The sequence below is a fragment of the Pseudomonas sp. R25(2017) genome, assembly GCF_002112565.1.
In the GTDB taxonomy this organism is placed as follows: domain Bacteria; phylum Pseudomonadota; class Gammaproteobacteria; order Pseudomonadales; family Pseudomonadaceae; genus Aquipseudomonas; species Aquipseudomonas ekonensis.
The window spans coordinates 91,781-114,489 of the sequence record NZ_NEHZ01000017.1 but is presented as its reverse complement, the minus strand read 5'-3'; the positions used below and the strand labels follow the sequence as shown (position 1 = coordinate 114,489).

Sequence of the window (22,709 nt, the reverse complement as noted above, 5' to 3'; positions counted from 1 at the left end):
TCTACCTCAGCTTCAGGGTGGCAAGGCCGATCAGCACGAGAATCACGGTGATGATCCAGAAACGGACGATCACGCGCGGCTCGGGCCAGCCCTTGAGTTCAAAGTGGTGGTGGATCGGCGCCATGCGGAACACGCGGCGGCCGGTCAGTTTGAAAGAGGCGACCTGGATGACCACCGAGAGGGTCTCCATCACGAACACGCCGCCCATGATGAACAGGACGATTTCCTGGCGCACGATCACGGCGATGGTGCCCAGCGCGGCGCCCAGCGCCAGCGCGCCGACGTCGCCCATGAAGACCTGGGCCGGATAGGTGTTGAACCACAGGAAGCCCAGGCCGGCGCCGATCAGCGCGCCGCAGAACACGATCAGTTCGCCCGCGCCCGGCACGTAAGGGATCAGTAGGTATTCGGCGAACTTCACGTTGCCCGACAGGTAGCAGAAGATGCCCAGGCCGCCGCCGACCATCACGGTCGGCATGATCGCCAGGCCGTCGAGGCCGTCGGTCAGGTTGACCGCGTTGCTCGACCCGACGATCACGAAGTAGGTCAGCACGATGAAGCCGGCGCCCAGCGGAATGCTGTAGTCCTTGAGCATCGGCAGGATCAGGGTGGTTTCCACCGGCGTCGCGGCGGTCATGTAAAGGAAGATCGCGGCGCCGAGGCCGAACACCGACTGCCAGAAATACTTCCAGCGGCTCGGCAGGCCACGGGAGTTCTTCTCGATCACCTTGCGGTAGTCGTCGACCCAGCCGATGGCGCCGAACAGCAGGGTCACCAGCAGCACGACCCAGACGTAACGGTTGGTGAGGTCGGCCCACAGCAGGGTGCTGACGCCGATGGACGACAGGATCAGGGCGCCGCCCATGGTCGGCGTACCCGACTTGGACAGGTGCGATTGCGGGCCGTCGTTGCGCACGGCCTGGCCGATCTGGCGGTTCTGCAGGGTGCGGATCATCCATGGGCCGTAGCACAGGGACAGGACCAGCGCGGTCAGCACACCGAGGATCCCGCGCAGGGTCAGGTACTGGAAGACCGCGAAGCCTTTGTAGAACTGTTGCAGATACTCCGCTAGCAGCAGCAGCATTAATGTTTCTCCAGACTGGAACCGCACAGGGCCGCCACGATGTTTTCCATCGCCGCGCTGCGCGAGCCCTTGATCAAAATGGTGGTGTTTTTGTCCTGTTCGGCGGCCAGGGCCTGGATCAGTTCGGCCTGGGTGCCGAAGTGATGCGCCTGCGCACCGAAAGCGTTCACGGCATGGGCCATCAGCGGGCCGACGGCGTAAAGCGCGGAAACCTTGCCCCGGGCGTACTCGCCCACGTCGCGGTGCCCCTGCTCCGCCCAGTCGCCCAACTCGCCGATGTCCCCGAGCACCAGAACGGTGCGGCCGGAAAAGCCGGCGAGTATATCAACGGCCGCGCACATGGAGGTGGGGTTTGCGTTGTAGGTGTCGTCGATCACGCGTTGGCCGTTCTTGGCCAGTTGCGCGACGGTGCGGCCCTTGACCGGCTGCACCGCGCCGAGCCCGGTGGCGATGCCGAACGGCGACACGCCCAGGGCATGGGCGGCAGCGGCGGCGGCCAGGGCGTTGGCGACGTTGTGGGTGCCGAGCAGGTTCAGCTGCACCCGCTCGGAGCCTGCCGGCCCGTGCAGGGTGAACGCCGGGCAGCCGCGCGCGTCGGTGGCCAGGTCGCTGGCACGGAAATCCGCCTGCGGGTTGTTCAGGGCGAAGGTCAGCACCTTGCGCCCGCCCGCCCGGGCCTTCCAGATGCCGAAAGCCTTGTCGTCGAGGTTCAGCACCGCGGTGCCGTCGGCGGCCAGCCCTTCGATGATTTCGCCCTTGGCCTCGACGATCTTCTCCGGCCCGCCGAACTCGCCGACGTGGGCGGTGCCTGCGTTGTTGAGGATCGCCACATGGGGTTTGGTCAGGCCGACGGTATAGGCGATCTCACCCAGGCGCGATGCCCCCAGCTCGATCACCGCCGCGCTGTGTTCCGGCGCGAGTTCGAGCAGGGTCAGCGGGACGCCGAGGTCGTTGTTCAGGTTGCCGCGGGTCGCGTGCACCGAGCCACGGGTGCGCAGGATGCCCGCAAGCATCTCCTTGACCGTGGTCTTGCCGCTGGAGCCGGTCACGGCCGCCACCGGGTGGGTGAACGCGGCACGGTTGAGCGCACCCAACTGGCCCAGGGCCTGGCGGGTGTCCTTGACCAGCAGTTGCGGCAGCGTGCTGTCGGCGATCTCGCGCTCGACCAGCGCCGCGACCGCGCCTTTGGCGGCGACGTCGTTGAGGTAGTCGTGACCGTCGAAACGCGGGCCGGTCAGGGCGATGAACAGCTGGCCGGGCTTGATCGCGCGGCTGTCGATGCTGACGCCGTCGAAGCTCGCGTCGCCGGCGATCAGCCGTGCGTCGAGGGCGTTGGTCAGTTCGCTGAGTTTCAGGGCCTTAAGCATGGGCCACCTCCCACGCGGTCAGGGCATGATCGGCTTCCACCAGATCGGAAAAGGCATGCCGTTGGCCGTTGATTTCCTGATAGTCCTCATGGCCCTTGCCGGCCAGGACGATCACGTCGTCGGCCGAAGCGCCGGCGATCAATTGAGCGATGGCCTGGCCGCGGCCGGCCACGAAGGTGACGTTATCCACAGCCGCGAAACCGGCGCGGATGTCGTCGAAGATCTGCGCCGGGTCTTCCGTGCGCGGGTTGTCGTCGGTGACCAGCACGCGGTCGGCCAGACGCTCCACCACTTCGGCCATCAGCGGACGCTTGCCGCGGTCACGGTCGCCGCCGCAGCCGAACAGGCACAGCAGTTGGCCTTTGACGTGCGGGCGCAACGCGGTCAGAACCTTTTCCAGCGCATCCGGCGTGTGGGCGTAGTCGACCACCACCAGGGGCTGGTTGCCGCCGCCTAGGCGCTGCATGCGTCCGGCCGGGCCTTCAAGCTTCGGCAGCACCTTGAGGATTTCGTCCAGCGGGTAGTCGAGGCCGAGCAACGCGCCGACCGCCGCCAGCACGTTGCTCAGGTTGAAGCGGCCCAGCAGCGTGCTGCGCAGGTGATGTTCGCCCTGGGGCGTGACCAGCGTGGCGCGCACGCCGTGGTCGTCGAACTGCGCTTCGCGGCAATAGAGGTAGGCGCCGCTGTCGAGCAGGCTGTAGGTGATCAGCCGCGACTCGCGCTGTTCGGCGGCCAGTTGCCGGCCGAAGTCGTCGTCGAGGTTGACCACCCGGCATTTCAGGTCGTTCCAGGCGAACAGCCTGGCCTTGGCCGCCGCGTAGGCTTCCATGGTGCCGTGATAGTCGAGATGGTCGCGGGACAGGTTGGTCATCACCGCCACATCGAAGGCCAGCGCCGTGACCCGGCCCTGATCCAGGCCGTGGGACGACACTTCCATGGCCACGGCCTTGGCGCCGGCCTTTTTCAGGTCGCCCAGGGTCGCCTGCATGGCGATCGGGTTCGGCGTGGTGTGCAGGCCGCTCTGCAGCGCGCCGTAGAAACCGGAACCGAGGGTGCCGACGATGCCGCAGTGCTGGCCGAGCAGGTCCAGGGCCTGGGCCACCAGTTGGGTCACGCTGGTCTTGCCGTTGGTGCCGGTCACGCCGATCAGGTTCAGGTGATGGCTGGGCTCGCCGTAGAAGCGCCCGGCGATGTCCGACAGCTGCGCCGCCAGGCCCTTGACCGGAATCAGCGGCACATCGGTGATCGGCAGCACGGTGGCGCCCTGCACTTCATAGGCCACGGCGGCCGCGCCGCGCTCCAGCGCGTCGGCGATGTGGGCACGGCCGTCGAACTTGCCGCCCGGCACCGCGAGGAACAGGTCGCCGGCGCGCACGTTGCGGCTGTCCAGCGCCAGTTCACGGATCAGCAGATCGTGGCCGGCGTGGGGGAATATCTTGTTCAGACTCAGAGACATCAGCCGCGCCCTCCATTGGCTTTCAGCGGAACGGCCGGGGTGGCGTTGGCCTGTTGTGTGGTCGGCAGGTTGTCCGGGGTGACGTTCATCAGGCGCAGGGTGCCGGACATCACGCGGCTGAACACCGGCGCCGACACCAGACCGCCGAAGTAGCCGGCCTTGGTCGGTTCATCGATCACCACGACGATGGCGTAACGCGGATCGCTCATCGGGCCGAAGCCGGCGAACAACGAACGGTAGGAGTTTTCGGCGTAGCCCTTGGTGCCCACCGACGTCTTGCGCGCCGTACCGGACTTGCCGCCCACGTGGTACGCCGGCACCTGAGCACGGAACACGCCGCGCGGGGCCTCGATCACCTGCTGCAGCATGCCTTGCATGGTTTTCGCCACGGCCTCCGGCAGCACCTGGGTAGTCTGCGGGGCCTTGTCGGTCTTGATCAGGGTCAGCGGCGCGAGGCGGCCGTTGTTGGCCAGCGCCGAGAACGCGTGCACCAACTGGATCGCGGTGACGGACACGCCGTAGCCGTAGGACAGCGTCGCCGTTTCGGCCTTGCGCCAGTCCCGGTAGTTCGGCAGGTTGCCGACGCGCTCGCCGGGGAAGCCCAGGCCGGTGTCCTGGCCGAGGCCCAGCTTCTGCGCGAGGCGGAAAATGGTCTCGCCGCCGATGTCGAACGCGACCTTGCTCATGCCGACGTTACTGGAGTTGATCAGGATGCCGGTCATGTCCAGCACCGGGCCTTCGGTCTTGGACACGTCCTTGATGGTGTACTTGCCGATCTGCAGGCTGCCCGGATACACCTCGACGGTGTCGCTCGGTTTCCAGCGCCCGCTCTCGATGGCGGCGCTCATGGAGATGGCCTTCATGGTCGAACCCGGCTCGAACACGTCAATCATCGCCCGGTTGCGCATCATCGCCGGCTGCAGGTAGCGGCGGTTGTTCGGGTTGTAGGTCGGCTGGTTGACCATGGCCAGGATCTCGCCGGTCTTCACGTCCATGATCACCAGGCTGCCGGCCTTGGCACCGTTCTCGATGATCGCGTTGCGCAGTTCGCGGTTGGCCAGGTACTGCAGGCGCAGGTCAATCGACAACGCCAAGGGCTTGCCGGCCTTGGCGTTCTTGGTGACCTGGACATCCTTGATCAGCCGACCGCGCCGATCCTTGATGACCTGTCGTTTGCCCGGCACCCCGGCGAGCCATTCGTCGTAGGCGAGCTCGACGCCTTCGCGGCCGTGGTCGTCGATGTCGGTGAAGCCGACCATGTGCGCGGTGACTTCGCCGGCCGGGTAGAACCGGCGGAACTCTTCGATGCCGTAGACGCCCGGCACTTTCAGGTCGAGCACGGCCTGGCCCTGCTCGGGGGTCAGCCCGCGCACCAGATAGATGAATTCTTTGTTCGCCTGCGCCTCGAGGCGTTCGGCCAGGGCTTTGGGATCCTGGCCCAGCGCAGCCGCCAATGCCGGCCACTTCTCTTTGGCCAGTTGCATTTCCTTGGCGTTGGCCCACAGGGTGGTCACCGGCGTGCTCACGGCGAGCGGTTCGCCGTTGCGGTCGGTGATCAGGCCACGGTGCGCCGGAATCGGAATGTGACGCACGCTGCGCGCATCGCCCTGACCTTTGAGGAAGTCACGGTCGACCACCTGCAGGTCGATGATGCGCCAGCAGATCGCCGCGACCATGATGCCGAGCAGCCCCACCACCAGGCGGAACCGCCATGGGAAGAGTGCGCCTTCGAGCTTCATCATGGCGCCACCATCTTCACGTCAGCCGCGCCGGGGATGTGCATCTTCAGTTGTTCGGTGGCCAGCACTTCGATGCGGCTGTGGGCGGTCCAGGTGCTTTGTTCCAGGATCAGCCGACCCCACTCGGCCTGCGCCTTGTCGCGCACGCTCAGCTCGTTGTACAGGGTGTTGAGCAGCTGCCGGTTCCAGTGGGCGCTGTAGGACACGCCGATGGCCGACACGAGCACGCCGATGAACAGCAGCAGCATGAAGAAGCTGCCGCCCGGCAGGGGCTTGGCGAATAGCTTGCTCACCGCAGCTTCTCCGCCACACGCATGACCGCGCTGCGCGAGCGCGGGTTGGCCTTGAGCTCGGCGTCGGAGGCTGTCTGCGCCTTGCCATGGACCTTGATCTTGGGTTCGAACGCCACGTGCCGGACCGGCAGGTTGCGCGGCAGGTTGTCGGCCTCGCCCTTCACCAGCTTGCGCATGAACAGCTTGACGATGCGGTCTTCCAGCGAATGGAAACTGATGACCACCAGACGGCCGCCGACCTCCAGGCACTCGAGCGCGGCTTCAAGGCCTGCCTCCAGGTCGCCCAGTTCGTTGTTGACGTGGATGCGCAGGCCCTGGAACGCGCGGGTCGCCGGGTTCTTGCCCTTTTCCCAGGCCGGGTTGGCGACCTTGAGGACTTCGGCCAGATCGCCGGTGCGTTCGAACGGCGTGACATCGCGGCGCTCGACCACGGCACGGGCCATGCGACCGGAGAAACGCTCCTCGCCGTATTCCTTGAACACCCGGGCGATCTCTTCGACCGGTGCGGTGTTGACGAACTCCGCCGCACTGATGCCGCGGGACGGATCCATGCGCATGTCCAGCGGACCGTCGTTGAGGAAACTGAACCCGCGCTCCGGGTCGTCTAGCTGCGGCGAAGACACGCCCAGGTCGAGCAGGATGCCGCTGACCTTGCCGGACAGACCGCGCTCGGCCACTTCCGCGCCGAGCTCGGCAAAGCTGCGCTGCACAACGACAAAGCGGCCGTCTTCGGCCGCTAGCGTTTGCCCGGTGGCAATCGCCTGAGGATCCTTGTCGAATCCGAGGAGCCGCCCGTCAGGGCCCAGCTTGCTGAGGATCAGCCGGCTGTGCCCGCCGCGCCCGAACGTGCCATCCAGATAGCAGCCATCAGGACGTACGGCGAGAGCCTCGACGGCTTCGTCAAGCAGTACGGTGATGTGGTTGAAGCCGCTATCAATAGTCACAGGATCAGATCACGCAGTTCGTCGGGCATGGCGCCCGGTTGTTGTATGGCAGCGAGGTCGGCGGCGGAAACCGCGTTCCAGGCATCTTCGTCCCACAGTTGGAACTTGTTCAGTTGGCCCACCAGCATGGCGCGCTTGTCGAGCTTCGCGTATTCGCGCAGACGCGGCGGAACCAGGAAACGGCCGCTGCCGTCGAGTTCGAGGTCGACGGCGTTGCCGATCAGCAAACGTTGCAGGCGACGGTTCTCTTCGCGGAGCGAAGGAAGCGCGCGCAACTTGGTTTCAATAATTTCCCACTCATCGAGCGGGTAGACACACAGACACGGATCAACGGCGTCGATCGTGACGATCAACTGCCCGGAACTACGCGAAACGAGCTCGTCACGGTACCGACTCGGCATGGCGAGACGGCCCTTTGCATCGAGACTGATAGCGTTGGCTCCGCGAAACACGGCTGCGTTTCTCCAATTTTTAGCGTTTTGAGCTCAGAAAACCCACTTCATGCCACTTTCCGCCACTTGCGCACACTATAGGAATGCGCCCACCACACCGTCAAGGCGCGGATTAAAGGAAAACCCTTACAGAACGGAGATTTAGGAGCATAAAAGGAGGCACAACGAGAATCCGGCGGACACCTGCGACCAATAACCTGAAGCAGCACTGAAAGCTGCGCTCGAAAGTTAAAGTGATTTGTTAAGAGTAAGATCTTTTCGGTATTACAAAAGCGCTTCTGCTGTTGATTGAAGCAAGGTGGGAAATGGCTACTACGGCATCGGCCGCTGCCGGATCTCCGGCGCAGGCCTGCTGCTAATAAACAGCCCCGTCGCCTTTAATTCAAGCAGGGAAAGAAAAAAGGTGGAGAGTCGATCTGTAAGCCGGGTTCTGTCTTGAACAGTCATTCGTCTACGATGGCCATCACTGGACACCTTTAGCAACCTACCCGGTCCCAGCGCGGGCCACGCCTTGGGACCCTATTTGGTCTTGCTCCAAGTGGGGTTTACCTAGCCACGTACTGTTGCCAGTCGTGCGGTGCGCTCTTACCGCACCTTTTCACCCTTACCGGCGCCGAAGCGCTTAGGCGGTTGTTTTCTGTGGCACTTTCCGTAGGCTCGCGCCTCCCAGGCGTTACCTGGCACTTCGCCCTATGGAGCCCGGACTTTCCTCCCCCCCCTAATTCTCATAGGGGGCAGCGACTGTCCGATCGACTCTCCGCCGCGCAGGTTAACGGCAGAGCGCCCGAAGAACAAGCGCTAATGGCCATCAGAGCCGTCCGGGCGACAGGTTACGCGCCTTTTTGCCGATCCAGCGCCACCTGGTACAGCACGTTCTTGCGCTCGCCGGTGATTTGCGCCGCCAGGGCCGCCGCACGCTTGAGCGGCATTTCCTCAAGCAGCAGATCGAGGATGCGCAGGGCTTCGGCGCTGACCGCATCGTCCGACTCCGGCGCCGTCCAGCCGGCGACCACCACCACGCACTCGCCGCGCTGCTGGTTGCTGTCCGCCTCGACGAACGCGCGCAGCTCGGCCAGCGGCAAACCCTTGAGTGTCTCGAAGGTCTTGGTCAGCTCACGGGCCAGCAACGCCGGACGCTCGGCGCCGAACACCGCTTCCATGTCCTGCAGGCATTCGAGGATGCGGTGCGGCGCCTCATAGAAGATCAGCGTGCGGGGTTCTTCCTTGATGGCCTCCAGGCGCGCCTTGCGCCCCACCGCCTTGGCCGGCAGGAAGCCTTCGAAGATGAAGCGGTCGGACGGCAGGCCCGCCGCCGAGAGCGCGGCGATCAGCGCACAGGCGCCCGGCACCGGCACCACATTGATCCCGGCGGCCCGGGCCTGGCGCACCAGGTGATAGCCCGGGTCGGAGATCAGAGGCGTCCCGGCATCCGAGATCAGCGCCACGTTGTCGCCCGCCAGCAGGCGGGTGATGAAGCGGCTGCCTTCGTCGCGCTCGTTGTGCTCGTGGCAGGCCGCCAGCGGCGTGTTGATGCCGAAGTGCTGCATCAGACGCTGGGAGTGCCGGGTGTCCTCGGCGGCGATCAGCGCCACTTCGCGCAGGATCTTCAGCGCACGGGCACTGATGTCGTCCAGGTTGCCGATGGGCGTCGCCACCACATAAAGCGAGCCGGCAGCGGAATTCAAAGCACCTGGAGCAGTCAAAGCGCGCACCTCAAGATCGGTAAAAGCCGGCATTGTAGCGCGTCAGGCGACGGGCGACGTGCTTTGGATCGACAGGGCCCGTCGCCGGCCGGCGTGACGCCGCAACATTTGCTGCGGATAAATTAACGGTTTCGTACCGGCGACATCGCGCCCCGGCCAGCGCTTGGGTACAATTCCACGCTAATTTGATCGAGTATTCAGGAACACTTACATGATCGCTTGTCTGCGGCTGCTCACTGCCCTCTGCCTCGCTGCCTTGCTGGCGGCCTGCGCCAGCTCCCCTTCCTCCAGCCTTGGCGAACTTCCACGGACTCCGGACGCCAGCATCGAGCAACTGCTCGAACAGGCCGCCCAGAGCAAATCCCCGGACAAGGCCGCCCTGCTGCGCCTGAGCGCCGCGGACCTGGCCTATCGCCAAGGCAATGCCGGGCAGTCCGCGCAGATCCTGCAGCAAGTGCCGATGGAGCAGCTCAAGCCCGGCCAGCAGGTCTTCGCCGCCACCCTATCGGCGGAGCTGGCCATGACCCGCAACCAGCCGAAGGCCGCGCTGACCGCCCTGAGCCATCCGAGCCTGCAACGCCTGGGTGAACTTTCCGAGGCGCAGCAAGTGCGCACCGGCACCGTTCACGCCCGCGCCCTGGAGGCCGACGGCCAGACCCTGGCCGCCGCACGCGAGCGCATCTTCATCGCGCCGATGCTCGAAGGCGAAGCCGCCGCCAAGAACCACGAAGCGATCTGGACACTGGTCGCCTCGCTGCCGACCGACCAACTGCAGGCCAACGCCACCGACGACCTCGGCGGCTGGATGAGCCTGGCCCTGGCCGTCAAGACCGCCGGCACCCTGGAACAGCAACAGGCCGCCATCGACGCCTGGCGCTCGCAGCATCCCAAGCACCCGGCTGCCATCACCCTGCCGCTGCCGCTGACCAAGCTCAAGGAACTGGCCAGCCAGCCCCTGAGCAAGATCGCCCTGCTGCTGCCCCAGGACGGCCCGCTGGCCTCGGTCGGCAAAGCGCTGCGCGACGGCTTCATGGCCGCCCACTACCAGGCCCAGCAGGCCGGCCAGAAGCCGCCGACCATCGAGTTCTACGACAGCTCGCGCCTGACCAATCTCGATGAGTTCTACCGCAAGGCCCAGGCCGACGGCGTGCAACTGGTCGTCGGCCCGCTGGAGAAGCCGCTGGTCAAACAACTGAGCACCCGTCCGCAACTGCCGATCACCACCCTGGCCCTGAACTACAGCGAAGGCGACCAAGGCCCGGCGCAACTGTTCCAGTTCGGCCTGGCCGCTGAAGACGAAGCCCGCGAAGTGTCCCGCCGCGCCCGCGCCGACGGCCTGCACCGCGCAGCGATCATGGTGCCGCGCGGCGAATGGGGCGACCGCGTCCTGCGCGCGTTCAGCCAGGACTGGCAAGCCAACGGCGGCAGCATCGTCGCCACCGAGCGCGTCGACCAGCCGGTGCAACTGGCCCAGCAGATCGCCGACATGTTCCAGCTGCGCCAGAGCGAGGCCCGCGCCAAGAGCCTGCAGAACGCCGCCGGCACCAACGTCGCCGCGCAGCCGTCGCGCCGCCAGGACATCGAGTTCATCTTCCTGGCCGCCACCCCGCAGCAGGCCCAGCAGATCAAGCCGACCCTGAACTTCCAGTACGCCGGCGACGTGCCGGTCTACGCCACCTCCCACGTGTTCAGCGCCAGCGGCGACGTGAACCAGTACAACGACATGAACGGCATTCGCTTCTGCGAAACCCCATGGCTGCTGGACGCCAACGACCCGCTGCGCAAGCAGGTGACCGCGCAGTGGCCGCAGGCCGCCGGCAGCCTCGGCCGCCTGTATGCCATGGGCGTCGACGCCTACCGCCTGGCGCCGCGCCTGGGCCAGCTCAAGGCCATGCCGGACAGCCGCATCGAAGGCCAGTCGGGCAGCCTGGGCATGACCCAGAGCCAGCGCGTCGTGCGTCAGCTGCCATGGGCCGAGTTCGTCAGCGGCCAGGTCCAGCGCCTGCCGGACACCCCGCGCTGATGCCCGACAGGTCACGCCAGCAAAGCGGCAAGGATGCCGAGCGCCAAGCGCTCGATCATCTGCAGCACCAGGGTCTGCGCCTGCTGGCGCAGAACTGGATGTGCAAACGCGGCGAGCTTGATCTGGTCATGCTCGATGGCGATACAGTAGTATTCGTCGAAGTCCGCTACCGGAAGAACACCCAATGGGGCGGCGCACTCGACAGCGTCGATGAGCGCAAACGGCAAAAACTGATTTTCGCCGCGCAGTATTTTCTTCAGCGCGAACCGCGCTGGGCCAATTCTCCCTGCCGCTTCGACGTGGTGGCCATCGACAACCGTCCCGATCAACTGAACTGGCTGCAGAATGCGTTCGACAGTTGACCGCCGGCGGCGCCCCGGACATCGTCACCCAACTCTTTTTTGCTCTTTGCTTTGCGGGCAGCACATTCACGTGCCGGACAGCCGCGCCAATTAAGGTCACACAGATGGACATGCAATCCCGAATTCGCCAGCTCTTTCAAGCCAGCATCGACACCAAGCAACAGGCGATGGACGTACTTGCACCGCACATCGAGCAAGCCAGCCAGGTGATGGTCAACGCCCTGCTCAACGAAGGCAAAATGCTGTCTTGCGGCAACGGCGGCTCGGCCGGCGACGCCCAGCACTTCTCTTCGGAACTGCTCAACCGCTTCGAACGCGAGCGCCCGAGCCTGCCGGCCATCGCCCTGACCACCGACAGCTCGACGATCACCTCGATCGCCAACGACTACAGCTACAACGAGGTGTTCTCCAAGCAGATCCGCGCCCTCGGCCAGCCGGGCGACGTGCTGCTGGCGATTTCGACCAGCGGCAACTCGGCGAACATCATTCAGGCGATCCAGGCCGCACATGACCGCGAAATGATTGTCGTAGCATTGACCGGACGCGACGGCGGCGGCATGGCTTCCCTGCTGCTGCCCGAAGACGTCGAGATCCGCGTTCCGGCCAACGTCACCGCACGTATTCAAGAAGTCCACTTGCTGGCGATCCATTGCCTTTGCGATCTGATCGACAGCCAACTGTTCGGGAGTGAAGAATGACCCCTAATCGCCTCGGCCTCCTGGCCCTGACCCTGTGCCTCGGCATCAGCGGCTGCACCTCGGTGGTGAACGCCAGCCGTGAAGCCCCCATCGACGATGACCGCGGCACCCGCACCTTCGGCAGCAAGATCGACGATTCGCTGATCGAGACCAAGGTCGGCGTCAACGTGGCCAAGGCCGACGTCGGCCTGGACAAGGATTCGCACATCGTCGTCACCAGCTTCAACGGCGTGGTGCTGTTGGCCGGCCAGACGCCGCGCGCAGACCTCAAGGCCAAGGCCGAACAGGCAGCCGCCAACGTGCAGCGCGTGAAGACCGTGCACAACGAGCTGCAGGTGATCCAGCCCTCTTCCCTGCTCGCCCGCCAGAACGACGCCTGGCTGACCACCAAGATCAAGACCCAGATGCTCACCGACGCCAACATTCCGGGCTCGCGCATCAAGGTCGTGACCGAGAACGGCATCGTCTATCTGCTGGGGCTGCTGACCAAGCAGGAAGCCGCCCAGGCCACCAACCTGGTTCAGGGTGTTTCCGGCGTGCAGAAGATCGTGAAGCTGTTCGAGTACATCGACTGACGACCGTCAGGCACCAAAGCTCAAAGCCCCCGCTTCTGCGGGGCACAAAAAAAGGCGATCCGGTTGGATCGCCTTTTTTGTCACTTCACCACTTTCAGGCTTGGCCGGCCGCTCGGGCGCGGCGGTTCGCTGTCCGGCGGCGGCACATCGTCATCCGGCTCGATGTCCTCTTCGTCATCCATCGGCGACTCGAGGTCGAACACCATGCCCTGGCCGTTTTCCCGGGCATAGATGCCGAGGATCGCGCCGATCGGCACGTACAGGCTGTGCGGGACGCCACCGAAGCGGCCTTCGAAGGTCACGACGTCGTTGTCCATGTGCAGATGGCGAACGGCATTGGGCGAAATGTTCAGCACGATCTGCCCGTCGCTGGCGAAGCCCTGCGGCACCTGCACCGCCGGGTATTCGGCATTGACCAGCATGTGCGGGGTGCAGTCGTTGTCCACAATCCACTCGTAGAGCGCGCGGACCAGATAAGGTCGACTGGAATTCATAGCGGCTCCTTAAGCCTTAGCGCATGTCGCGTTCGACGCCAGACAGACTCGCCTGGAAAGCCTCACGCGCAAACTGGCGCTCCATGTAATCAAGCAACGGCTTGGCCGGCCGCGGCAGTTCGATGCCCATGACCGGCAAACGCCAGAGTATGGGCAATAGGCAGCAGTCCACCAGACTTTGTTCCTCACTGAGGAAGAACGGCTTGTCGGCGAACAGCGGCGACACGCCTGTCAGGCTTTCGCGCAGCTCCTTGCGCGCCACCACGCGGGCCGCCTCCTTGGAGCGCGGATCCAGGATCAGATCCACCTGACCGCACCAGTCGCGCTGGATGCGGTGCATCAGCAGACGGCTGTTGGCACGCGCCACCGGATAGACCGGCATCAACGGCGGGTGCGGGTAACGCTCATCCAGGTACTCCATCACCACAGTCGACTCCCACAACGCCAGGTCGCGGTCGACCAAGGTGGGCAGGCTGCCGTAAGGGTTTACCTCAATCAGTTTAGGCGGCTGGCGGCCAGCCTCCACGTAAATGATTTCGGCGCTGACACCCTTCTCGGCAAGCACGATGCGCACTCGGTGGGAATAGTGGTCGGCGGGGTCGGAGTAACAGGCCAACCGATTGGTCACGCCCATGGCGATCCTCCTCGCTTGTTGAATTGATCGGAACCGGAAAAGCACGCGCGCCCAGAGGGCGCCTCCCGCAAAGCCTGGCCAACCAGACCTTGCGTCACCGGAGGCGCCCCTGGGCGCGCGCGATCGACAGCAATGGTTTGAAGCGTTATCAGTGCACGTCTTTCCAGTATTCACGCTTGAGCAGGTAGGCGAACACAAAGAAGAACGCCAGGTACAGCAAGACGTAGGTACCGATGCGCTGATGCTGCAGCTTGACCGGGTTAGCCGAGTAAGCCAGGAAGGTTACCAGATTCTTCACCTTCTCATCGAACTGCTCTTCGTTCAGCGTGCCGGTCTTCGGCACGATGGTCAGCTGGTCGCAGGCTTCGTGGGTCAGCGGCGTGCCGGTCAACGGGTCGTATTGCTTCTTGCCGTCGTCGACGATCTGCACCTGTTTGCAGCCCACGACCTGGCGACCTTGCAGGCCGACCAGCACGTTAGGCATGCCGACGTTCGGGAAGACCTTGTTGTTCACGCCCCATGGACGCGCCGGGTCTTCGTAGAACGACTTCAGGTAACCGTAGAGCCAGTCGGTGCCGCGGACACGGGCCACCAGGGTCAGGTCCGGCGGCGCTGCGCCGAACCAGGTCTTGGCGTCGGCCGGCTGCATGCCGATGCTCATGTGGTCGCCGATCTTGGCGCCGGTGAACACCAGCTTCTCCAGCATCAGTTCGTGAGGGATGCCCAAGTCATCCGCCACACGCTCGTAACGCTGGAACTTGGCGCTGTGGCAGCCCATGCAATAGTTGGCGAAGGTGCGCGCGCCGTCCTGAAGGGCCGCTTTGTCGGAGACGTCGATGTCGACCTTTTCCAGCTCGGGGCCACCGTGTTCGGCCGCGAAGGACAGCACAGGCAATGCAGCAAGAATCAGAGCAACAAATAACTTTTTCATCAGCCAGTCACCCTTTCCGGAACCGGTTTGGTCTTCTCGAGCCTGGTGTAGAACGGCATCAGAATGAAGTAGGCGAAATACAGGAAGGTGCAGACCTGCGACAGCAACGTGCGGCCCGGCGTCGGCGCCAGAACCCCCAGGATGCCGAGGATCACGAAGGCGATGCAGAACACCACCAGCCAGATCTTGCTCAGCCAGCCTTTATAGCGCATCGACTTGACCGGGCTGCGGTCGAGCCACGGCAGGACGAACAGCACCGCGATGGCCGCGCCCATGGCGATGACGCCGAAGAGCTTGTCGGGAACCGCCCGCAGGATCGCGTAGAACGGCGTGAAGTACCAGACCGGGGCGATGTGCTCAGGCGTCTTGAACGGGTTGGCCTGCTCGAAGTTCGGTTTTTCGAGGAAGTAGCCGCCCATTTCCGGGAAGAAGAACACGATGAAGCAGAAGATGAACAGGAACACGACCACACCGACGATGTCCTTCACGGTGTAGTACGGGTGGAAGGCGATGCCGTCCAGCGGTACGCCGTTCTCGTCCTTGTGCTTCTTGATGTCCACGCCGTCCGGGTTGTTCGAGCCGACTTCGTGCAGCGCCAGGATGTGCAGCACCACCAGACCGAGGATGACGATCGGCAGGGCCACCACGTGCAGCGCGAAGAAGCGGTTCAGGGTGATGCCGGAGATCAGGTAGTCACCGCGGATCCATTGGGTCAGGTCGTTGCCGATGACCGGAATCGCACCGAACAGCGAGATGATCACCTGGGCGCCCCAGTAGGACATCTGGCCCCACGGCAACAGGTAGCCCATGAAGGCCTCGGCCATCAGCGCCAGATAGATCAGCATGCCGAACACCCACACCAGTTCGCGCGGCTTCTGGTACGAACCGTAGAGCAGGCCACGGAACATGTGCAGATAGACCACGATGAAGAACGCCGAAGCGCCGGTGGAGTGGAGCAGACGCAGGATCGAGCCGTACTCGACGTCGCGCATGATGTATTCGACGGAGGCGAACGCCTCTTCCGCCGACGGGGTGTAGCTCATGGTCAGCCAGACGCCGGTGACGATCTGGTTGACCAGCACGAGCAGCGCCAGGGAGCCGAAGAAGTAGAAGAAGTTGAAGTTTTTCGGAGCGTAATACTTGCTGAGATGGTCTTCCCACATCTTGGTGGCGGGGAAGCGCGCATCCACCCAATCCATGAACTTGCTCATCACGCGTTCTCCTTGTCGACGCCGATGACGATGACGTCGTCAGACTCATAGGAATGCGGGGGCACTGGCAGGTTCAAAGGCGCAGGTTGCGACTTGTAGACGCGGCCAGCCAGATCGTAGTGGGAACCGTGGCAAGGGCAGAAATAGCCGCCTACCCAGTCTTTGCCCAGATCCGCGGGCGCCACTTCGGGACGGAAGGTCGGGGAGCAACCCAAGTGCGTGCAGATACCGATCAGCAGCAGGATTTCCGGCTTGATCGACCGCACTTCCGGGTCGACATAAGTGGGTTGCGTGGAGTTTTTGGAGGTCGGATCGGAGAGCTGGCCCTCGATCTTCTTGAGATTCCCCAGGATTTCCTCGGTACGGCGGACAATGAACACCGGCTGGCCGCGCCACTCAGCAATCATCTGCTGGCCTGGCTCGATCTTGCTGACATTCACTTTCACCGGTGCACCGGCAGCTTTCGCTTTGGCACTGGGAAACCATGACCCCACGAACGGGACCGCAGCCCCCACCGCCCCTGCAGCACCCACCACGGATGTGGCTGCAACCAGGAAGCGACGCCGGCCTGCATTCACGCCGTCATTGCTCATTCAGTCCTCTCCCATCAGCTTTGTGGCCTGTTAAATCAGGCATCTACTAAATAAAACTATGTACTTATAAAAATTTTGCCGAATGGTAATGAAAACCCCCAATTCTGACAAGGTAATTACCCGGAGGGCTGGCCCTCAAGCCTTGTAGTATAGGGGGTCTACGGATGTGGCAAGTTGTCACAGCGCAATTCTTCAACAAATCGCAGGCATAAAAAAACGCCCGGTTCCATGAGGAAGCGGGCGTTCTTTTTGAACGTGGAAGCGGAATTAACGCTTCGAGTACTGCGGACGCTTACGCGCTTTACGCAGACCGACTTTCTTACGTTCAACTTCACGGGCGTCACGAGTGACGTAACCGGCTTTGCGCAGGGCGCTGCGCAGAGACTCGTCGTAGTCCATCAGGGCGCGGGTGATGCCGTGGCGGATTGCGCCAGCTTGACCACTCACACCACCGCCGATCACGGTGACGTACACGTCGAACTTCTCGACGGTTTCGGTCAGCTCCAGCGGCTGACGAACTACCATGCGGGCAGTTTCGCGGCCGAAGAAGGTGTCCAGCGAACGGTTGTTGATGGAGATGTTACCAGTGCCCGGACGCAGGAAAACGCGTGCGGTTGCGGTCTTGCGACGGCCAGTGCCGTAGTTTTGAGTCGCCGACATAATGAACTATTCCGTTAAATCTTCAGTTCTTGGGGCTGCTGAGCAGTATGAGGGTGAGCAGCGCCCGCATAGACTTTCAGCTTACGGTACATGTCGCGACCCAGCGGGTTCTTAGGCAGCATGCCTTTTACCGCGGTCTCGATCACGCGCTCAGGGGCCTTGGCGATCAGCTTTTCAAAGTTGATCGACTTGATGCCGCCCGGGAAACCGGAGTGGGAGTAGTACATTTTGTCGCTGGTTTTGGCGCCAGTCACACGAACCTGCTCGGCGTTGATCACGACGATGTAGTCGCCGGTGTCAACGTGAGGGGTGTACTCAGGCTTGTGCTTGCCACGCAGGCGGCTCGCGATTTCGGTGGCCAGACGACCCAGGGTCTGACCAGCAGCGTCGACGACAAACCAGTCGCGCTTTACTGTTTCCGGTTTAGCAGTAAAAGTTTTCATTCTTTATAGCCTCAGGGGCCGCCCGTAAATAAGACGGCGGATCTTACTGAATAGTGCGTACTTTGACAAGTCAAAGGCAGCCGGATACAGACGCTTTCGGGGGCTCGGGTCGGCGCGTCCGTTCAACGGCAAGATTCTTCGGCGGCGGCGCATCACTTCCACTGCAGAAAGAGGTCGGCAATTATCCAGATTGCGAAAAAAAATTCAACCTGCTTTTATGGCTCCTTTGCCCAAGGAGCACCCGATGGACTATCGCCAGCTAGGCCGCACCGACCTGAACGTGAGCGCAATCTGCCTCGGCACCATGACCTGGGGCGAGCAGAACACCGAAGCCGAAGCCTTCGCCCAGATCGAACGGGCCAAGTGCGCCGGGATCAATTTCATCGACACCGCCGAGATGTACCCGGTGCCGCCCAAGGCCGACACCTACGCCACCACCGAGTGCTACATCGGCAATTACTTCAAGACGCGCGGCGACCGCGCCGACTGGATCCTGGCGAGCAAGATCGCCGGCCCCGGCAACACCATCGACTACATCCGCGACAAGAACCTGCGCCACAACCGCCGGCACATCACCGAGGCGGTGAACGCCAGCCTCGAACGCCTGCAGACCGACTACATCGACCTCTACCAGCTGCACTGGCCGGAGCGCAGCACCAACTTCTTCGGCCAGCTCGGCTACAAGCACAAGACCGAAGCCAACCTCACGCCGCTGGAAGACACCCTGGAGGCGCTCGACGAACAGGTGCGCGCCGGCAAGATCCGCCACATCGGCCTGTCCAACGAAACCCCGTGGGGCACCATGCGTTTCCTGGCCCTGGCCGAAGCCCGGGGCTGGCCGCGCGCCGTGTCGATCCAGAACCCCTACAACCTGCTCAACCGCAGCTTCGAGGTGGGCCTGGCGGAAATCGCCATCCGCGAACAGTGCGGCCTGCTGGCCTATTCGCCGCTGGCGTTCGGCTTCCTGTCGGGCAAGTACGAAGGCGGCGCACGCCCGCCGAAGGGCCGCCTGAGCCTCTACAGCCGCTTCAGCCGCTATTTCAACCCGCAATCGGAAGCGGCCTGCAGCCGCTACGTGGCCCTGGCCCGCGAGCACGGGCTGGATCCGGCGCAGATGGCCCTTGCCTTCGTCAATCAGCAGCCGTTCGTCACCAGCAACATCATCGGCGCCACGACGCTGGAGCAACTGGACAGCAACATCGCCAGCTTCGACCTGAAGCTGTCCGACGAAGTGCTGGAAGGGATCGAGGCAATCCACAAGGACCATCCGAACCCGGCGCCTTGACCGGCAGATGAACCGCCATCGCGGGCAAACCCGCTCCCACAGGGAACTGCATTCCAATGCGGGAGCAACTGCCTTGTCCTGAACTGGCGCCATCGCCAGCAGGCTGGCTCCCACAGTGTTGCGGGCAACACCGACCACTGTGGGAGCGGGCTTGCCCGCGATGACGATCCGGCAGTCGCCTTACATTCAAAGCGAACGCGCAATGATCTCCTTCATGATTTCGTTGGTGCCGGCATAGATCCGCTGCACCCGCGCGTCCGCCCATGCCCGGGCCACCGGGTATTCCCACATGAAGCCGTAACCGCCATGCAGCTGCACGCACTCGTCGAGCACCTTGCATTGCAGGTCCGTGCCCCAGTACTTGGCCATCGCCGCCGTCGGCACGTCGAGCTTGCCCTGCAGGTGCAGTTCCAGGCAGCGGTCGACGAACACCCGGCCGATCTGGATCTCGGTGGCCATCTCGGCCAGCTTGAAGCGGGTGTTCTGAAAGTCGGCGATCGACTTGCCGAACGCCTTGCGGTCACGGGTGTAGTCCAGCGTCCATTGCAGCGCCGCCTCGGCCGACGCCAGCCCGCCGATGGCCACCGTCAGGCGTTCCTGCGGCAACTCCTGCATCAGGTAGGCGAACCCGGCGCCCGCCTGCCCCAGCAGGTTTTCCTTCGGCACGCGCACGTCCTGGAAGAACAGTTCGGAGGTGTCCTGGGCCTTCATGCCGACCTTCTCCAGGCGCTTGCCCTTGTCGAAGCCCGGCGTGCCGGCCTCCACCAGAAACAGGCTGGTGCCCTTGGCCCCGGCCTTCGGGTCGGTCTTGGCGACGACGATCACCAGATCCGCGAGATAGCCGTTGGTGATGAAGGTCTTCGAGCCGTTGATCACGTACTCGTCGCCGTCCAGCACCGCGGTGGTCTTGACCCCTTGCAGGTCGGAACCCGCCCCCGGCTCGGTCATGGCGATGGCGCTGACCATTTCGCCGGAGACCAGCTTCGGCAGGTATTTCTGCTTCAGCGCCTCGCTGCCGTAATGCAGGATGTAGGGCGCGACGATGTCCGAATGCAACGAGAACCCGATGCCGGTCAGCCCCAGCCGACCGACCTCTTCGATCACCACCGCACTGTAGAGGAAGTCCGCCCCCAGCCCGCCGTACGCCTCCGGCAGGTGCGAGCACAGCATCCCCGCCTCCCCCGCCTTGTTCCACAGATTGCGGTCGATGTAGCCTTGCTTCTCCCACTGTCCATGGAACGGCACGGCCTCTTTCTGGAGGAACGTACGCACGCTGTCGCGGAACAGTTCGTGCTCGGGACTGAACAGGGTTCTGGGGATCATGCGGCACCTTTTTCTTTATTGTTGAAAGGATCGAGCCTTCAGAGACTAAGCCCCGCTCCCGATACAGGACACTGGACACATCCGACAAAAAATAAGACGATCCAGCCGTCTGATGACCACTTTCCCTTATAAAAACAAAAGTTGAATTATGTCTAAGCAAGTCTCCACGCCCTTGCGGCGCGTCAGCATCCTGGCGATCGACCGGGTTTTCGCCTCCACCCTCATGCAAGCCAAGGACTTCTTCCACCTGGCCAGCCTGCGCTACGGCAAACAACTGGGCCACGGCCTGACGCCGGCGTTCGAAACCCGCCTGGTCAGCCCCGACGGCAAACCGGTGAACAGCTTCAGCGACGTGATCATGCCGGTGGACGGCGGCCTGGAGAACACCGACGTCATCATCCTCCCGGCGTTCTGGGACGACTTCGAGACCCTGTGCAAACGCTACCCGCAGGTGCTGCCGTGGCTGCGCGAACAGCACGCCCGCGGCGCGGTGCTCTGCGGCGAGGCGACCGGGGTGTTCTGGCTGGCGGAGGCCGGTTTGCTCAACGGCAAGGAAGCGACCACCTACTGGCGTTTCTTCAACGCGTTCGCCGAGCGGTTCCCGCAGGTCTACCTCAACCAGGACAAGCACCTGACCGACGCCGACAACCTGTACTGCGCCGGCGGCACCACCTCGGCCTGCGACCTCTACATCTACCTGATCGAGCGCTTCTGCGGCGCCAACGTGGCGCAGGCCGTGGCCCGGGACATCCTCTATGAAGTGCAGCGCAGCTACTCGCCGGGCCGCATCGGCTTCGGCGGCCAGAAGCTGCACCAGGACGTGATCATCCTGCAGATCCAGCACTGGCTCGAAGAGCATTTCGCCGACAAGTTCCGCTTCGAGGACGTGGCCCGCGAGCATGGCATGAGCATCCGCAACTTCATGCGCCGCTTTCAGACCGCCACCGGCGACAAGCCCCTGCATTACCTGCAGCGGCTGCGCATCGAGACCGCCAAGGGGCTGCTGTCCGGCAGCCGCAAGAGCATCAAGACCATCAGCTACGAAGTCGGCTACGACGACGCGAGTTTCTTCGCAAGGTTGTTCCGCCAGCACACCGAGCTGTCGCCGAACCAATACCGGCAGCAGTTCCAGCAGGCGGCCTGACCTCGCAGGTCAGCACAACATGTGGGAGCGGGCTTGCCCGCGAAGAGGGAGTGTCAGCGAAGAAACCATCGACTGACACGACGCCTTCGCGGGCAAGCCCGCTCCCACAGGGTACGCGGTGACTTCGAATACAAAAAAGGGCCTGCGATTGCAGGCCCTTTTCATGTTCCGGATCGCGTTACGGCTTGTGCGCCCGCGCGAGGAATTCGTGCGACTGCATCTCCAGCAGACGGCTCAGCGTGCGCTGGAACTCGAACGTCAGGCGCCCGCCGGTGTACAGGTCCTTCAGCTCCACCTCGGCGGAGATGATGAGCTTGACGTTGCGGTCGTAGAACTCGTCGACCATGTTGATGAAGCGGCGGGCGATGTCGTCGGTGGTGACGCTCATCTGCTCCACGCCGCTGAGCAGCACGGCATGGAAGATCTTGCCCAGTTCGATGTAGTCGTTCTGGCTGCGCGGGCCGTCGCACAGTTCGCGAAAGTCGAACCAGGCCACGTCGTCGCAGGTGCGCAGCGCACGGATTTCGCGGTTTTCGATGATCAGCACATCGTTTTCCACCGCGGCGGTGCATTCCGGGGTCAGCGCACGGAAGCTCTTGCGCAGGCTTTCGTGGGCGGCCTCGTCCAGCGGGTAGTGGAACAGTTCCGCCTGTTCGAGGTGGCGCAGGCGGTAGTCGACGCCGCTGTCGACGTTGACGATCTCGGTGTTCTGCTTGATCAGCGCGATGGCCGGCAGGAAGCGCGCGCGCTGCAGGCCGTCCTTGTACAGGCCGTCCGGCACGATGTTCGAGGTGGCGACCAGGGACACGCCGTTCTTGAACAGCTCTTCCATCAGGGTGCCGAGGATCATGGCGTCGGTGATGTCGGAGACGAAGAACTCATCGAAGCAGATCACTCGCGATTCGGCGGCGAAGCGCTTGGCGATGATGGTCAGCGGGTTCTTCTCGCCGCCCAGGGTCTTCATCTCTTCGTGCACGCGCTTCATGAAGCGGTGGAAGTGGGTGCGGGTCTTTTCCTTGAACGGCAGCGCCTCGAAGAAGGTGTCCACCAGGTACGTCTTGCCGCGGCCCACGCCGCCCCAGAAGTACAGCCCCTTGACCGGTGCCTGATCCTTCTTGCCGAACAGTTTGCCCAGCAGGCCCGGCTTGTTCTGCTCGGCGGCGATCAGATCGTCGTACAGCCGCTGCAGATGACGCACGGCGGTTTCCTGGGCGGCGTCATGGAAAAAGTCCGGACGTTTCAGATCAGCTTGATATCGTTCTAGGGGCGTCATAATTCGTTAGCAAGGCAACAAA

General features: G+C 63.5%; 23 protein-coding genes and 1 other RNA gene. 6 read left to right on the top strand and 18 right to left on the bottom strand.

Features of this window, described 5'->3' with window-relative positions; all coding sequences use genetic code 11:
• Nucleotide 1: 1 nt before the first annotated feature.
• From mraY to rsmI, 9 genes are all read right to left on the bottom strand, one after another.
• A complete protein-coding gene (mraY, locus tag CAG31_RS21305; protein WP_085584845.1) occupies nucleotides 2–1,084 on the bottom strand; it encodes a phospho-N-acetylmuramoyl-pentapeptide-transferase in 1,083 nt (360 codons plus the stop codon).
• Nucleotides 1,084–2,451: a UDP-N-acetylmuramoyl-tripeptide--D-alanyl-D-alanine ligase gene (gene murF, locus CAG31_RS21300; RefSeq protein WP_085584843.1), complete on the bottom strand. Its 1,368-nt coding sequence runs from the start codon at nucleotides 2,449–2,451 to the stop codon at nucleotides 1,084–1,086. Before murF ends, mraY begins: the two co-directional genes overlap by 1 nt.
• A complete protein-coding gene (locus CAG31_RS21295; RefSeq protein WP_085584841.1) occupies nucleotides 2,444–3,907 on the bottom strand; it encodes a UDP-N-acetylmuramoyl-L-alanyl-D-glutamate--2,6-diaminopimelate ligase in 1,464 nt (487 codons plus the stop codon). The genes murF and CAG31_RS21295 overlap by 8 nt, the downstream gene beginning before the upstream one ends.
• Nucleotides 3,907–5,646 carry a penicillin-binding protein 2 gene (locus CAG31_RS21290; RefSeq protein ID WP_170929944.1) on the bottom strand — a complete coding sequence of 580 codons (1,740 nt, stop codon included), beginning with the start codon at nucleotides 5,644–5,646 and terminating at the stop codon, nucleotides 3,907–3,909. Before CAG31_RS21290 ends, CAG31_RS21295 begins: the two co-directional genes overlap by 1 nt.
• Nucleotides 5,646–5,939, bottom strand: a complete 294-nt coding sequence (gene ftsL, locus CAG31_RS21285) for a cell division protein FtsL (RefSeq protein ID WP_007956777.1) — start codon at nucleotides 5,937–5,939, stop codon at nucleotides 5,646–5,648. The genes CAG31_RS21290 and ftsL overlap by 1 nt, the downstream gene beginning before the upstream one ends.
• Complete coding sequence (gene rsmH / locus CAG31_RS21280; RefSeq protein ID WP_085584837.1) at nucleotides 5,936–6,883, bottom strand: 16S rRNA (cytosine(1402)-N(4))-methyltransferase RsmH; 948 nt, start codon at nucleotides 6,881–6,883, stop codon at nucleotides 5,936–5,938. The genes ftsL and rsmH overlap by 4 nt, the downstream gene beginning before the upstream one ends.
• Nucleotides 6,880–7,335 carry a division/cell wall cluster transcriptional repressor MraZ gene (gene mraZ, locus CAG31_RS21275; RefSeq protein ID WP_003205355.1) on the bottom strand — a complete coding sequence of 152 codons (456 nt, stop codon included), beginning with the start codon at nucleotides 7,333–7,335 and terminating at the stop codon, nucleotides 6,880–6,882. The genes rsmH and mraZ overlap by 4 nt, the downstream gene beginning before the upstream one ends.
• Nucleotides 7,336–7,738: 403 nt before the next feature.
• Nucleotides 7,739–8,092, bottom strand: an RNA gene (gene rnpB / locus CAG31_RS21270) — RNase P RNA component class A.
• Nucleotides 8,093–8,165: 73 nt separating this feature from the next.
• Nucleotides 8,166–9,071 carry a 16S rRNA (cytidine(1402)-2'-O)-methyltransferase gene (gene rsmI / locus CAG31_RS21265; RefSeq protein ID WP_085584835.1) on the bottom strand — a complete coding sequence of 302 codons (906 nt, stop codon included), beginning with the start codon at nucleotides 9,069–9,071 and terminating at the stop codon, nucleotides 8,166–8,168.
• A gap of 178 nt (nucleotides 9,072–9,249) precedes the next feature.
• Here rsmI and CAG31_RS21260 point away from each other — a divergent pair, with 178 nt between their 5' ends.
• From CAG31_RS21260 to CAG31_RS21245, 4 genes are all read left to right on the top strand, one after another.
• On the top strand, nucleotides 9,250–11,061 hold the full coding sequence (locus CAG31_RS21260; protein ID WP_085584833.1) for a penicillin-binding protein activator: 1,812 nt from the start codon (nucleotides 9,250–9,252) through the stop codon (nucleotides 11,059–11,061).
• Nucleotides 11,061–11,423, top strand: a complete 363-nt coding sequence (locus tag CAG31_RS21255; protein WP_085584830.1) for a YraN family protein — start codon at nucleotides 11,061–11,063, stop codon at nucleotides 11,421–11,423. Before CAG31_RS21260 ends, CAG31_RS21255 begins: the two co-directional genes overlap by 1 nt.
• A gap of 104 nt (nucleotides 11,424–11,527) precedes the next feature.
• Nucleotides 11,528–12,121, top strand: coding sequence for a phosphoheptose isomerase (locus CAG31_RS21250; protein WP_007928463.1), 594 nt, complete (start codon nucleotides 11,528–11,530; stop codon nucleotides 12,119–12,121).
• On the top strand, nucleotides 12,118–12,696 hold the full coding sequence (locus tag CAG31_RS21245) for a BON domain-containing protein (protein WP_085584828.1): 579 nt from the start codon (nucleotides 12,118–12,120) through the stop codon (nucleotides 12,694–12,696). Before CAG31_RS21250 ends, CAG31_RS21245 begins: the two co-directional genes overlap by 4 nt.
• Before the next feature lie 80 nt (nucleotides 12,697–12,776).
• Here CAG31_RS21245 and CAG31_RS21240 read toward each other — a convergent pair whose 3' ends face one another.
• The 7 genes from CAG31_RS21240 to rplM form a co-directional block, all read right to left on the bottom strand.
• Complete coding sequence (locus tag CAG31_RS21240) at nucleotides 12,777–13,190, bottom strand: ClpXP protease specificity-enhancing factor (protein ID WP_085584826.1); 414 nt, start codon at nucleotides 13,188–13,190, stop codon at nucleotides 12,777–12,779.
• Nucleotides 13,191–13,206: 16 nt separating this feature from the next.
• Nucleotides 13,207–13,824, bottom strand: coding sequence for a glutathione S-transferase N-terminal domain-containing protein (locus CAG31_RS21235; RefSeq protein ID WP_085584824.1), 618 nt, complete (start codon nucleotides 13,822–13,824; stop codon nucleotides 13,207–13,209).
• Nucleotides 13,825–13,972: 148 nt separating this feature from the next.
• Complete coding sequence (locus CAG31_RS21230; protein WP_085584822.1) at nucleotides 13,973–14,755, bottom strand: cytochrome c1; 783 nt, start codon at nucleotides 14,753–14,755, stop codon at nucleotides 13,973–13,975.
• Nucleotides 14,755–15,966: a cytochrome bc complex cytochrome b subunit gene (locus tag CAG31_RS21225; RefSeq protein WP_085584820.1), complete on the bottom strand. Its 1,212-nt coding sequence runs from the start codon at nucleotides 15,964–15,966 to the stop codon at nucleotides 14,755–14,757. Before CAG31_RS21225 ends, CAG31_RS21230 begins: the two co-directional genes overlap by 1 nt.
• The gene (gene petA, locus CAG31_RS21220; RefSeq protein WP_085584818.1) at nucleotides 15,966–16,559 is read right to left on the bottom strand and encodes a ubiquinol-cytochrome c reductase iron-sulfur subunit; all 594 of its coding nucleotides are present in this window, start codon (nucleotides 16,557–16,559) and stop codon (nucleotides 15,966–15,968) included. The genes CAG31_RS21225 and petA overlap by 1 nt, the downstream gene beginning before the upstream one ends.
• A 267-nt stretch (nucleotides 16,560–16,826) precedes the next feature.
• On the bottom strand, nucleotides 16,827–17,219 hold the full coding sequence (gene rpsI, locus CAG31_RS21215; RefSeq protein ID WP_085584816.1) for a 30S ribosomal protein S9: 393 nt from the start codon (nucleotides 17,217–17,219) through the stop codon (nucleotides 16,827–16,829).
• A gap of 14 nt (nucleotides 17,220–17,233) precedes the next feature.
• Complete coding sequence (gene rplM, locus CAG31_RS21210) at nucleotides 17,234–17,662, bottom strand: 50S ribosomal protein L13 (protein ID WP_013789889.1); 429 nt, start codon at nucleotides 17,660–17,662, stop codon at nucleotides 17,234–17,236.
• 244 nt (nucleotides 17,663–17,906) lie between these two features.
• Between rplM and CAG31_RS21205 the strand changes: the two genes are divergently transcribed.
• The gene (locus CAG31_RS21205; RefSeq protein WP_085584814.1) at nucleotides 17,907–18,947 is read left to right on the top strand and encodes an NADP(H)-dependent aldo-keto reductase; all 1,041 of its coding nucleotides are present in this window, start codon (nucleotides 17,907–17,909) and stop codon (nucleotides 18,945–18,947) included.
• A 186-nt stretch (nucleotides 18,948–19,133) separates the two neighbouring features.
• Here CAG31_RS21205 and CAG31_RS21200 read toward each other — a convergent pair whose 3' ends face one another.
• Nucleotides 19,134–20,270, bottom strand: a complete 1,137-nt coding sequence (locus tag CAG31_RS21200; RefSeq protein WP_085584812.1) for an acyl-CoA dehydrogenase family protein — start codon at nucleotides 20,268–20,270, stop codon at nucleotides 19,134–19,136.
• 247 nt (nucleotides 20,271–20,517) lie between these two features.
• Here CAG31_RS21200 and CAG31_RS21195 point away from each other — a divergent pair, with 247 nt between their 5' ends.
• Nucleotides 20,518–21,414 carry a GlxA family transcriptional regulator gene (locus CAG31_RS21195; protein WP_170929945.1) on the top strand — a complete coding sequence of 299 codons (897 nt, stop codon included), beginning with the start codon at nucleotides 20,518–20,520 and terminating at the stop codon, nucleotides 21,412–21,414.
• Between the two features lie 178 nt (nucleotides 21,415–21,592).
• Here the strand turns inward: CAG31_RS21195 and zapE are convergent, their stop codons facing one another.
• On the bottom strand, nucleotides 21,593–22,687 hold the full coding sequence (zapE, locus tag CAG31_RS21190) for a cell division protein ZapE (RefSeq protein WP_085584808.1): 1,095 nt from the start codon (nucleotides 22,685–22,687) through the stop codon (nucleotides 21,593–21,595).
• Nucleotides 22,688–22,709 lie beyond the last annotated feature (22 nt).